The following is an 11,810-nucleotide window of genomic DNA, read 5'->3' on the forward strand; positions in this document are numbered from 1 at the left end:
CAACACACCGACGACCATCAAGATCCAACTAGTGGAAGCGGCATGGAGGCTAGTGCCGGATCGGTGTGCCCGCTGCGGACGTGGGCGATGATGCGTTCCTGGCGGGATTCGCGGAGCATTTCCTGGGCATCGTCGTATCGTGCTGCGTGCGCTGCTGCTTCTTCCCAGCGGCCGGCGGCCACCAGGTTTCGGGTGCCATCGTCGAGCATAACGGCGCGCATCCATTGAGCGGCTTTTTGGTACTCGCTATCCGCCGTGATGAATCCGCGGAAGGAGATGCGCTCGCCGTTGATCAGGGCGTCGCTGCCTGTGCGGGCTGCCCGTTCGATCTCGTTCAGCTCGTGGTGGGCACCGCCGGGATTTCCGGCCCGGCGGGTAAGACGGGTCAGGTTCACCAGCGGCTGTAGCGCGGCTATGATCACGCTGCCAGATAGCGGCAGTGCGGCCTAGAATATGAGGAACTGGCGTCGGCACAGGTCAACTGCGAGGTCGGGAACACCGCAGTCGGCCGCAATCAACGCCGACAGGTTCCACACCGTGCAAGCGAGATTGATTCGGTCGTGGGGGTCGGTCGGCTCGTGGCAGGACTCCGCGCACTCGCGTACGCTGCGCACCCGAGCTTCGAGGTCTGTGCAACGAAATCGGTGCTGCTCGACAAGAGGAAAACGGGCCACGGCGCGTTCCGCGTCGCCATCGACCGTCAATGTCGGCCGCCCCCGCTGCATCGTTGTCCCGATACGTCGCATCGCTGGCAGGGGCTTGGTCGCTCCGGTGGGCGGGCCCAGGATGGCGGCACGCGCCGCCCAGGCCAGCGTGCTCTGTGTTCGGCTTGGCAATCCGAGGCGGTTCCAGTGAAAGATCGTCAGGTAGCTTGCCACGTCTCGGAGGCCCCGCTCCAGCGTGCCCGTACGAGCTGCGCTGCCGAGGCTCTTCCCGGCTTGCCGGGAAGGTATCGGCCCAGCCCGCCGCATAGGCGAGAGGACCGTCTGCGTGCAGCAGCGGCCCGTCCGGAGTCGTGTCGACGAGCATCAACCGTTTGAGGTCGCTGATCATCGCCGTCAGCTTCGAGGTGGGGACGTCGGCGGGCAGGGGTCGTTCCAGAGTGACCCGGTGCCAGACGTCGCCTTGTTCGTACCATTCCAAGCCCGCTGCGCGCAGCAAACAGGTGCTCAGGAGCAGCGATAGTTCACGTCGGCCGAGCTCGGCGTCGGGATTACGGCTCAAATTCATGATGGAGTTGCTGTCAGCGCAGAACAGCCTGTGGGCGATGTCGATGCCGACCCCGCCGCCGAAATCCGCTGTCTCTGCCTCGTATGTTCCTGTCCACCATCGGGCGATCCTGCCCTCGGTGACGAGCTCATCGAGGGCGGCCGCGGTGCTTGCCTTCATCACAGTTCCGGTTGGTCCTGGTCGGAGGCGAATCCTCCAGCAGGGATATTTCCGCATGAACCACCATGCAGCGACGATGCCGCAGTTTCCGGCACGATGGAGTAGTGGCGCGATGTAACGGGCAGCGGCCTGTTCGGCGGCGTGCCAGTCGGTGAACTCGATGTAGATCTGCCATCAGTCGGAGGCGACCTGTTGGTGAAGGGCCTGTCGTCCGGACCGCTGGTAGATGGCGGCGGCCTCAGCCAGTTCCGCTGGCTTCATGCGCTCGTCTCCGGCGGCCTCGTTCAGCGGTATCCCGGTCAACAGCTTCAGAACGGCATGCTCGACATCCCTGTCGACGAGTGAGGCGCCTTCGGTTCCGCTTTCTTCTTCCGTTGCTCCGGGTGTCAGTCGATCAGTAGACACGCATCCCACCCAGAGCGCGGCGCGACAGCGTGCGCGGCAGTGTGCAGGGTGAGGGCCGTGCCGGCTGTCCCGTTCAGGAGCCCGGGGCCGGCAACGGGCTCGAAGTCAGCTAATCGAACCAGGTTGTCAGCCAAGCACTGCAATTGGTCGGCAAGTGCCGGTGTTGTGGCATCGTGAGCTGCGCGCCAGACTGTCTGATACACACCGGCCCAACCGTGGCACAGTCCACCGTCTTTGATCCGCCTCAGCTGAACGGGATCGTTGAGACACTGGAAAAGCGCCTGTTCATACTTCTGCTGGCGGCGACCGTCGCCGAGAGCGAGCGCCGCGAGCTGGCCCGCGCGGGCAAGCCCGGGAGTGCCGTAACACCAACTGGGACGCGCCGGGCCGGGCTGGCTTGTTCTGCCCTGACGCAGGTCGGGCAGAGTGATCCATTCCGGCCACCAGGGTCCGGCTTCGCCGTCCTGCTGCCAGGCGTCGAGCCAGGCGCAGATGTTTATGATCGTATCGTGCTGTCCGTCGACGACGACACCACGCCGCATCGCCCGACTGAGCAAGGACAGCGGCCCGGCGATCCCGTGAGCGAGGCCCAAGTTGCTGTGCCCACCGGGGTAGGCAGGGGAGGCGCGGCGGTGCGGATCGTGGTTGACCCACCAGCCCGGCAGCATCTGCCCGTCGATCCGATGCGGCTTAGACAAGGCGACGAGGTAGGCGAGAACCCGCTCCATTGCGCTGCCCTGGGGAGCGCGACGCAGTAGCAGCGCGCCGATCCCGGTCAGACCGAAAAACACGTCGTACTCGCGGAACCCTGGCAGTCTCCCGGCCGCGATGCGCTCCATGGCTGCGTCGGCTCGGTGGTGGGCGATCGCGGCGACGTGCCCGTCGATGGCGGCGAGGGCGCCGCGGTAGCGGCTCGGGTCGCTTCCTGCCGCGGCGTCCAGCATGAAGGTGATCGCTGGGGCGCCGAGGTACAGGCCGGTGTTGTCTGTGATGTTGGCCGGCGCGGCGACCGCGCTGCGGATCCAGCGGTCGGCCTGCTGCCAGGTGCCGAGCCCGGCGTGGGCGCGTTCGATGTGGAGCAGGACGATGCCCGCGCTGCCTTTCGTGAGGGACTGCGGTGCCCAGGGTTCGCTCTCGGGCGGGGGCTCGGGCAGAACTAGCCGCGCGGCGTAAAGATCAACGGTCTGCGCGATTCCCGGAGGGGTGCTCGTTGAGGTCGCCACTCATGTCTCCATGCGGTGGGCGGTGTGGCGCAGCGCGCAGGCCCGTGCGAACCGGCCGGTGGCTCGTTCGACAGCCGGGTCGACACCGACAGCGCGATTGTGGTGCAGGTGCAGGAGCGATCGCAGGACCGGCATCGGGTCGCGTTGGTCAGCGAGGGCATCTCGGTATGCCGCCAGCGCACTGGCGCGGGTGCCCCAGGCGGCCAGGACATCGCGTCCGCCGGGCAGGGATTGCAGCCGCGTCCAACTGCCGTGCGGGTCGGCTAGTTCGAGTGTCTGTTGCCGTAGCGCGGGGTCCAGCCTTCCGTGTTCTTGGCGGAGTTCGCGGATCAGCCAGTCCAGCCCGTCTTGTGGGGACCCGGCGTAGATCACTGCCAGGTCGAGCGGGCAGCGGCCAGGGCCTGGGGATGCACGCCTGCGCGGATGGATGCGCTGATCTGGGCGATGGCGCAGGCCGAGTCGGCGGCGAAGACGTCCTGGACGTGGCCCAGGGCTGGGCTGTGTCCGTAACGTCCCGACTGGGGGTCATAGGTGGTGAGCGAGACGTGCGCGAGCAGGTGTTGTCGGCGCAGATCGTCGGCCCACCGGGCGAGGCATGCGGCGGCAGGGCCGTATGCGGAGGGCTCCGATAGCCAGAGGTATACGGCGAGGTACTGGTCTATCTCTGGTCTGCGCATTTCGCGGTTCCGCCGAAACCACCAGCGCGGCCTGTGGACGCCAAAGGCGTCGATCATGTGGGGAAGGTGTTGCGTCAGGAGTTCCTCGACGCGCGCCGGATGCCCGTACAGGTGCGCGGACACGACCGTGGACTCGCCGGGGAGATGCCCGGCGTCGACGGCCACGACTCGCCGTGTGCTGATGCCTGGCCCGGGATCTGTGGTGGGCTGCGGGTCCAAGACCATGGGGATCAGCACCTCGTGGGCACGCCCCAGCCAGGCCACGTCTTCCAGGGTCGACGTCTCGCGCAGTTCCAGGCGGTCGGCGCGTTCCAGCCGGGTGCGCAGCAGGAGACGGTGAAGCGGGTGGCCGAGGTCCACCGGCTGCCGCCGGTCGTGCTCCACCATCGCGACATGGCCGGGAACCCGCCACCGGCTGCGCCAGTCTTCCAGCGCGGCGTCCCACTCGGCCGTCGAGGCGCCGCGGCCGGGAAGTTCACCGGCCGCTAGCAGCCACCGTGCCGGAGACAGCACGGTGCGCTGGTATCGAACGCGTGGAAGGTAGGGAAGCTGTGCCGCCGCGCCGAAGCGGAATGCCTTGTACACGGCGGCTCGGGCGGTGGTGATCTCAGCAAGGAACCTCGCGAGCGGCGGGGTGTGCACGCCGGCCTCCAGGGCGTGGGCGACCCGCGGTTCGACGTACCGGCCGGTGGAGATCTGGGCGAGGTAGAAGCGGCGGTCGTCCACGCTGACCGCGAGGTCCGTCAGGGGGATCAGGCGTTCGTCGCCGTCGGGGTATTCGGCCACGGGGATCATGTGTGTCAGGAGCTGCTGCGTGCGCGCGACGTTCTCGTTGCGCCGCTTACGCGGGGCGAAGGAGAGCTGCGCGGGGATCGCGTCGGTGCCGGCCGCAGCGAAGGTGCCCGCGATCAGGTCGCGGCCGTCCGCTGGCAGCAGGTGGGCGTAGCGGCCAGCCATGCTGCTGCCGGGCCGTGGCGTGCCGGTCACCGCCACCGTGAACCGGCCGCGGGCCAGCGCCTCAACGGACATGGAGCGGATCTCCACGGCCACCTCGACCCGAGCAGGCAGGTGCACGTCGGCCGGATCGCTGACCGCAAACTCCTCGATCATCTGATCAGTCAGGACGATTTCGCCGCCGCCGGACAGCGTGGCCCGTTGGATCAGCGCCAGTAGTTTCTCGTCACGTTCACTCACCTGCCGAGCGGCACGCCCGCGCGCCGAGCCCAGATAGTCGGCCGGAACTCCCAGGCCACTGTCGGAGATCAGGTCCATGACCGGCACGAAGGCGCCCGTCCCGTAACGGACCCGGAACCGGGAGTGGTAGTCCCGCCAGACGGGATAACCCAGCGGATACGGTGAGAGTCGATAGAGGACCTGGACGGCGTTGCGGGCTTCCTGGGCGACCTGGTCCGGTATGTGAACGTCGCACTCCAGGATCGTGTCGACGATTATGGGTACCTCGGCGGCCTCGCTCAGCGCGTGCATCTGCTTGATCATGGCCGACCTTGACCCGAGAACCTGGCTGGTGGCCGACACCTCCTTGTGGATCTCGAACATCGAACGGACAAGATCGCTAACCTCTGGAATGCTGTGGGCGTCAACGGCCTCCAGCTGAGCGCACGCATGGCCGAGTGCATCCAGGCAGGTCATCGGCGCTGACAGATTGCTCAGCAGGATCCCTTGGTCGAGCAGACCCGTGAGCATCTCGTCGATCCGCTGCGCGGGGGCACTGGGGAAGCGCTCCATGAGCAGTGTTCGTAGCTCGCTGAACGTGACCGGTTTCCGCGTGGCCTCCAGCGCGGCGCAGACCGGTCGACTGTGGCGCACGGACACCTCGATCGGCGCCAACTCGTCAGCTATGTGCCATCCGGCGTCGGCGCGGGCGCTACGAAGCGGTCACCGCGCACCAACCCGGCACCGTTGACGACCACAGACAACCGCTCCCGCAGCGTCGGACACCGTTGCAGGCGCGCGAGGACATCACCGAGCCAGCCCGCGTCAACCCGGGCCTCGACCCGGTGATCGCGACCCCACCGCACCTTCGCCCCAGCATCGATCCGGGCCAGCGCGACTCCGGCGAACAGCCCAAAGGGAGTGGGACGGCGCTGCCACCGAAGCAGATAGGACGCTACGGAAAGCACGGTCCGGCGAACCGCTCGCACGTCATGACCACTGGAGGTCAGAACGGTGTCAACCTGCTGAATCAGCGCGGGACTCGCCTGAGCGATCGCCGCGCGAATTTCCTCGCGCCGCCACATCGCCGACAGCCACGCCGACCCTTCTTCCACGGCGTCGGTACCGAACAGGTCCAGGTCCGCTGGCAAGTCCAATCCGCCCGGATCGGTGCTCGCACGTAGTAGTGCTGCACCGGCCCACTGGTACATCGCTGGAGATCTCACCGCCATGCCGCCTCCCGGGGCGCTGCTGCTGTACGGGGGCCGTGGGTCGGGGAATGCACCGACGACCCCCGTACAGGTCAGGACGGGTCGTCGGCGAACGAGTTGCAGGAGCTGTCGTTGCCCGAGCAGGTGTTGCCGCATCCGTCATCGGTGGGGCAGTCCCCCATGATCGGGCCGTACGCCACGAGCACCCGTACATCCAGCGTGTACTCGTCGTCCTCGCCAGGCCGTTCAGCCAACGCCGTGGCGCTTCCAGACAGCGAAACCTCTGACATATGGATCATCCTCCTGCTAGGCGTGATGTTGCACCCCGGCCGGCCGCAACGCTCGCCGCTCCCGGCCAGGAGATCGTGATCCGGCTGTGCTTCTTGTCGATGACGCGGCCAGCCGGCAGCTGGTCATCGGCGGTGCCTGCGGGGTCAACGCGGAACTGTGGCGAGCTGTGGCGGTGTTCCCGCCCCCAGACCTGGAGCTGCTCGGCAACCTGTTCGGCCAGCTCGGACGCGCACGGACCGAAGGCATGCACACCGAACTCGACGTCCACCGAGTCCGCCGCACCGCGCGTCGTGACATAGGCGAGGGTGTCGTCGTCGACGACGGCCACCGCGGCGGAGTGACTGCCCGGTGGGGAGAGCAGACCCGTGTCCAGCTTTCTGTCCAGCACAACGCGACAGAAGCCCGGCAGCACGGTGGCGAGCCACATCTGCGTACCGGCCCACGGTTCGAAACGGCCGATCGTGACCCCGCTCCAGACCTCCACCCGCGGCGCGTCGAATACGCCCTCCAGCAGGCCCGGCTCGGTCGGGGGCCCCTCCTCGAAACGCAAGGTGATCTCACCCCCGCGTAGGACCAGCAACGTGGTCTGGTGCGCTCCGGCACCCTGGATGGGCACGAAGCCGAACAACCGGGACGCCCGACTGAGCAAGTACTCGTTGGCTCGCTCGAAGGTGATCACACGCGACAGGCCCCGCAGCTGCAACGGCACCGCCAGACGACCGCCCTCGGCCAGCTGAGCCACCCAAGCCGGCGGAACATCCCACGCACCGACCGTGACCAAAATACGGTCATAAGGGGCATGCTCAGGCACACCGAACTCGGCGTCGGCGAGCACAACGTTCACCTGAGGGTAGCCGACCTGCGCGAGAAGATGGCGCGCCCGGTCGATGACGTCCTTGTCGATGTCGACCGTGGTGACCTGACCTGCCGGACCGACGAGCTCGGCGATCAAGGCAGCGTTGTACCCCCCAGAGCCGATCTCCAAGATCCTCATGCCGGGGGTGATCGCAGCCTGCTCCAGCATGTACGCCTGGACCTGCGGAGCGGAAACCGAGCTCACAGAACTTCCAGCGTCGTCGCGCTTCGTAACTACTCCGTTGTAAAGCTGGTAAGCCTCCTCCAGCTCCACCCCCGGTGCGAAGGCTTCCCGACGGACCTTGCGCATCGCGGCCTCGACCGGCCGCGAGGTGATCGTGCCCTCGGCAAGAAGATCGTCAACCATCTTCCTGCGCAGCTGCGCTGCGCGATCGAGGCCGGAGACGTCGCTGTTCGGCTCTACGGGTGAAGACACGTCGGTCACACGATCTTCCTTGTCGTCGGCGGGTACGGTGGCGAGCCGTATGGCCGTCAGCGGCTCGTTGGCTCGTCCGGTTAAGAATGCCGGCCACGATCACGATCGACCAGGCCAGCAGCTACCCGTGTCGATGGTCATCGACCGACTATCTGGACACATCCTGGACACTGTGGTGGTCATCCCTTCACTGTCCGTCGATGAGGTCAAAGAGAGTCTGAAGCGCCTCCGCCAAGGACATGGCCTGGCTCGCCCCACCGCGCTTCCTACCGTGCTGCCTGAGCTGCTCCGGGCCCGCCTGGCAGACGGCAGGGTGAGCGAGCCTGCATCGGCGCAGGAGGTCACGCTGCTCGTGACCGCGTTCCGGCAAGCCGTCGAGGGGCTGGCCGACGACGAGCGCCTGTGCGTCGAGGTCGACTTCAACCTGAGCGCCGAGCATCGGTACCCAACGCTCACCGAGCGACAAGAGTCGCTCGCGCGCCAGCAGAGGTGCGCGGCGAAGACCGTTCGTCGCCGCGCCGACCGAGCGCTGGACACCCTCGCCTACATGCTGTTGACGAACGGGCCATCGACCGTCACGTCGACGGTCAGGAGCCCGGCAACGATCTCGTCCCCTGAACAGGATCGGTCGCCGGTCGATCACGGCGAGCCCTGGGGCGAGGACCTGAGAGCGTTCTGGCGACTCTCCCACGGGGCACGCATCGATATCGCCTGCTCGGAGATCCCCGAGGATGAGCGCCCAGAGTACGCCTCGCCAGCCGACCGTAACTACCTCCGTTATGCGAAGTTCGCGGATCTTGACACGTTGATCTACCTGCGGACCCGATTCGCCCGGTTAGCCCCGACCGTGACGATTCGAGACTTCGCCCCCTCGGAGTACTTCGACACCCAGGCCGATGTCCTCGTGGTCGTCGGCGGACCGCCGTGGAACGCCAAGTACCGCGAGTTTCTCCCGCGGCTGCCGTTCTTCTTCGAGCCCCATCCGCTGGGCGCGGACGATCCCCTGGTGGTACCCGGCATGAACGGGCTGGTTCTCGGTCCACGCTGGACCGAGCGCAACGAACTGCTGGAAGATCTCGCCGTCTTCACCCGGCTCACGCTCGCCCAGGGCACCACCGTCTTCCTGCTCGGAGGCTGCCTCACCCTCGGGGTACTCGGTGCCGCCCGTTGCCTACTGGAGGCCGAGCGCGGTGCACGCAGTTCCCGCTACATCACCGAGCATGTCAACGACGCAGACTTCGTCCTGGTCACCGAAGCCCGGCGGATCGGCGGCCTCACCGATGTAGCCGACCTGACCCGGGTCCCTCCGCTGCTCCTGCTCGCCCGCAGCAACAACGGACCCTTCGCCGTGCACGTCGACAACTCCGACCGCTACCTTCAAGATCAGTCCGGAACGGAAGTCCACCACATTGATCACTCCCGCTGATCTTCGTACCTATGTGATCAACCTGCTTCGGCGACCTGACCGGCGGGCACGGATGACGCACGTGCTTCCGCCGGAGCTCAAGGCGACGTTCACCTCGGACTGGCGCGGCCTCTTCGACGGCCTGAACCTCACCCGAAGCCAGCTCGACGCTGCCGGCTACACCCTCTTTCCCTGGCAGATCGAGTCCGACAATCCCTGGTGGGCCAGACCCCTGAAGTACGGCGAGATCGGCTGCACACTGGCGCACCTGGCCTGCTGGCGCCATGCCGCTCAAACCGGTGACGAACCATTCATCGTCTTCCTCGAAGACGACCTCGTCATCCCGGACGCCTTCCTCGACCAGCTCCTCGCCGGCCTGCACCAGTTGACCCGCCACGGCCCCTTCGACCTGCTCTACCTCGGCCGCTTCCCCCTCGAACCCGACCACGACCAGCCGGTCCTGGATGGATTCGTCTCGCCTGGTTACAGCCACTGCACCTTCGGCTACCTGCTCACCAGGCCCGGTCTCGGCCTAGTGCTTGCCGCCCACATCGAAGAGGCCGTCGTGCCGGTCGACGAGTTCCTGCCCGCGCTCTACATCGACCATCCGCGCCCTGATCTACGCGCCCGGTTCCGCCGACGGCTGACCGCCCTCGCGTTCGAACCACCACTGGTCTCCCAGCGCCCCAAGGATGAGGCCGGCAGCGACACCGAACGTTCGGCTTTCGTCGAGCCCAGAGACCGGCAGCCAGAACAGGGGGCGGCGAACCGTCGCCGTTAGCGGGGCGGTCGCCCAGCGGCCACATCCGGCCGACCGTGGGCAGCAGAGGACAAGGGTCGCTCCGCCTCGCCCCCTTCGCCTGAGATGACCTACGTCATAGCCTGTCTGTCTTCGCCAGAGCCTGCCAGTGGCGGATCAAGCCTTACAGCCGGCGTCCTCGCCACCGCTCGGCCGGAACGTGGACGTTGATGCCCGTAACCACATGATCCGGTGCAACGCCCCGGGTTACCACGGCGCCCGCGGCAACGTAGCTGCATGGGCCGATACGGACGCCGCCCACCACCCTCGCGCCGTAGCCGACCACGGAGTCAGCTTCGATCATCGGAGGCTCCTCGTCGACCTCCCACCAGCCTTCGTGGGGACGGGCGTACTCGTGCACGAGATCGCCCATCATTGTGGAGCGATCGCCGATGGTCGTGCCGTCACAGACGAATCCCGCCACGCAGGCGTCCACGCCGATCGCGACACGATCACACACATACGCTCCATAGGCGACACGGGTTCGTTCGCCGACCACGCAGTTGTAGCCGATCCGCACGCGGTCCTCGATGACGCAGTTCGCGCCGATCCAGACCCCTTCGTGGACCACGACCTGATTACCGATCACGCAGTGCGCCCCCACCACCACCGGTTCCCCGGACGAGGTCGAGCCGGACCCCTTCTGCTGGGCCCGCAGGCGCGCCTCTTTCGGGTAGCCGAAAACGCAGTGCTCGCCCACCACGGTGCTCTCCTCAATGTGCACCGGTGCATACAGAGAGGCGATGTTCATGCTCGGCCCTTGTCGCCAACGAGCCACCTCACTGTGACTGCGACTGCCTCGTCCTCTCGTTCTCGAGTGTCGAAGCCGTGATCCGAACCTTCGACGGTGTGAAACTCGGTGTGGGGTCTGGCGCAGGCTGCCTGCCACGCGATCTCGTACGAGACCGCGGTGTCCCGATCGCCGTGTACCACGAGCGCCGGTGCAGCGGTCGCCATCAGGGAGTCCAGCGGCCGATAGTGATCAAACTCGTCGAACAGCACCCGGCCGACCTCGAACTCCCCGTCGAGCACCAGGAACCCCTGACCTGACAGCAGCTTCTGCTGATCGGGGCCGAAGTTCTCTCGTCCCCACGGCAGTTCCGGTGTCAGGAATGTCCGCCGGAGGTCGAGTACCGGATTCCACAGGACGAGCCTGTTCAGGCGGTCGGCCAACCAGGGCAGCGAGAGCGAGGCCGATACCGCTCCGAAGCTCGACGCCACGATCGACAGGCGACCTGGCAACTGCTCCTCCGCGTACTCGACCGCGGCCTGGAGGTCGAGCAGCTCGCCGGCGATCGTCACGCCACGCTGGGTCCCTCCGCTTCCCCCGTGGCCGCGGAAGGAGAACCGCAAAACATGAAAGCCGGCGTGTGCAAGTCGATCAGCGAGTCGGACGAACATGCCGCCCTCGGTCATGTTTGCGTTGATTCCATGTAGCTGGATGATCACCCCCCGGTGCTGTCCTCCGACGGCTGCATGCACCGCGCCCTCCAGCCGTACTCCATCGATCGACGTCAGCTCCACCCGCTGCATCTTCCGCTGCTCCCTGTCATATTTCCGGCCACCGGCAACCGAGCCAGCGCTCCTCCTACGACCAGGATGACCGCACCGTCGCGCCCGACGTTCCACCTTTCGATGTCTGCCGTTGGCGGGCGCCCACCCAGCCGGCCTGCGCTAGCAGGTGGGAGCAGCGCACGATCTTCGGCGACGCGCCGCTGCCGGCGGATTAGAGCGTGTCTCACGTGGCCGCTCCGGGTACATGTCTGATCATGGATGTGATGGGGAGCAGCCTTGCTCCGCGGCTGGTCCCGGACGATCTGTGGAAGCTGGTCGAACCGCTGCTACCCCGGTTCGAGACACGCCCGCAGGGCGGTAGGACCGCCCCGGTCGAGGACCGGGCGGTGTTCACCGCGGTGGTGTACATGCTGACCGCTTCGCCTAGTTCT

General features: G+C 66.8%; 13 protein-coding genes and 1 pseudogene. 3 read left to right on the plus strand and 11 right to left on the minus strand.

Annotated features, from left to right (window positions below; genetic code table 11):
- Window positions 1-17: 17 nt before the first annotated feature.
- From AC08OT_RS14450 to AC08OT_RS14460, 3 genes and pseudogenes are all read right to left on the minus strand, one after another.
- Entirely contained in the window at window positions 18-422 is a 405-nt protein-coding gene (locus AC08OT_RS14450; protein WP_476602911.1) for a hypothetical protein, read from the minus strand.
- A gap of 24 nt (window positions 423-446) precedes the next feature.
- The gene (locus AC08OT_RS14455; protein ID WP_476593496.1) at window positions 447-878 is read right to left on the minus strand and encodes a hypothetical protein; all 432 of its coding nucleotides are present in this window, start codon (window positions 876-878) and stop codon (window positions 447-449) included.
- Between the two features lie 232 nt (window positions 879-1,110).
- Window positions 1,111-1,557: pseudogene (locus AC08OT_RS14460) on the minus strand (thiopeptide-type bacteriocin biosynthesis protein); the annotation flags it as partial.
- Window positions 1,558-1,584: 27 nt separating this feature from the next.
- On the opposite strand from AC08OT_RS14460, the gene AC08OT_RS14465 reads away from it, so the two are divergent.
- Entirely contained in the window at window positions 1,585-1,734 is a 150-nt protein-coding gene (locus AC08OT_RS14465; protein ID WP_476602912.1) for a hypothetical protein, read from the plus strand.
- A gap of 41 nt (window positions 1,735-1,775) precedes the next feature.
- On the opposite strand, the gene AC08OT_RS14470 is transcribed toward AC08OT_RS14465, so the two are convergent.
- From AC08OT_RS14470 to fxlM, 6 genes are all read right to left on the minus strand, one after another.
- Window positions 1,776-3,017 carry a lanthionine synthetase C family protein gene (locus AC08OT_RS14470; protein ID WP_476593494.1) on the minus strand — a complete coding sequence of 414 codons (1,242 nt, stop codon included), beginning with the start codon at window positions 3,015-3,017 and terminating at the stop codon, window positions 1,776-1,778.
- Window positions 3,018-3,389 carry a thiopeptide-type bacteriocin biosynthesis protein gene (locus tag AC08OT_RS14475; RefSeq protein ID WP_476593493.1) on the minus strand — a complete coding sequence of 124 codons (372 nt, stop codon included), beginning with the start codon at window positions 3,387-3,389 and terminating at the stop codon, window positions 3,018-3,020.
- Window positions 3,386-5,542, minus strand: a complete 2,157-nt coding sequence (locus AC08OT_RS14480) for a lantibiotic dehydratase (RefSeq protein WP_476602913.1) — start codon at window positions 5,540-5,542, stop codon at window positions 3,386-3,388. The genes AC08OT_RS14475 and AC08OT_RS14480 overlap by 4 nt, the downstream gene beginning before the upstream one ends.
- A gap of 8 nt (window positions 5,543-5,550) precedes the next feature.
- Window positions 5,551-6,018 carry a lantibiotic dehydratase gene (locus AC08OT_RS14485; RefSeq protein ID WP_476593491.1) on the minus strand — a complete coding sequence of 156 codons (468 nt, stop codon included), beginning with the start codon at window positions 6,016-6,018 and terminating at the stop codon, window positions 5,551-5,553.
- A gap of 152 nt (window positions 6,019-6,170) precedes the next feature.
- Complete coding sequence (gene fxlA, locus AC08OT_RS14490) at window positions 6,171-6,368, minus strand: FxLD family lanthipeptide (protein WP_035958751.1); 198 nt, start codon at window positions 6,366-6,368, stop codon at window positions 6,171-6,173.
- Window positions 6,369-6,373: 5 nt separating this feature from the next.
- Entirely contained in the window at window positions 6,374-7,669 is a 1,296-nt protein-coding gene (gene fxlM, locus AC08OT_RS14495) for a methyltransferase, FxLD system (protein ID WP_476593489.1), read from the minus strand.
- A 304-nt stretch (window positions 7,670-7,973) separates the two neighbouring features.
- On the opposite strand from fxlM, the gene AC08OT_RS14500 reads away from it, so the two are divergent.
- Together AC08OT_RS14500 and AC08OT_RS14505 are read left to right on the plus strand one after the other, a co-directional pair.
- Window positions 7,974-9,086, plus strand: coding sequence for a hypothetical protein (locus AC08OT_RS14500; RefSeq protein ID WP_476593488.1), 1,113 nt, complete (start codon window positions 7,974-7,976; stop codon window positions 9,084-9,086).
- Window positions 9,070-9,846, plus strand: coding sequence for a glycosyltransferase family 25 protein (locus AC08OT_RS14505; RefSeq protein WP_476593487.1), 777 nt, complete (start codon window positions 9,070-9,072; stop codon window positions 9,844-9,846). Before AC08OT_RS14500 ends, AC08OT_RS14505 begins: the two co-directional genes overlap by 17 nt.
- A gap of 142 nt (window positions 9,847-9,988) precedes the next feature.
- Here AC08OT_RS14505 and AC08OT_RS14510 read toward each other — a convergent pair whose 3' ends face one another.
- Both AC08OT_RS14510 and AC08OT_RS14515 read right to left on the minus strand, forming a co-directional pair.
- Complete coding sequence (locus AC08OT_RS14510) at window positions 9,989-10,615, minus strand: acyltransferase (RefSeq protein WP_476602914.1); 627 nt, start codon at window positions 10,613-10,615, stop codon at window positions 9,989-9,991.
- The gene (locus AC08OT_RS14515) at window positions 10,612-11,397 is read right to left on the minus strand and encodes an alpha/beta hydrolase family protein (RefSeq protein WP_476593485.1); all 786 of its coding nucleotides are present in this window, start codon (window positions 11,395-11,397) and stop codon (window positions 10,612-10,614) included. Before AC08OT_RS14515 ends, AC08OT_RS14510 begins: the two co-directional genes overlap by 4 nt.
- Window positions 11,398-11,810: the final 413 nt, after the last annotated feature.

The sequence above is a fragment of the Frankia sp. CgJB1 genome (genome assembly GCF_977947065.1).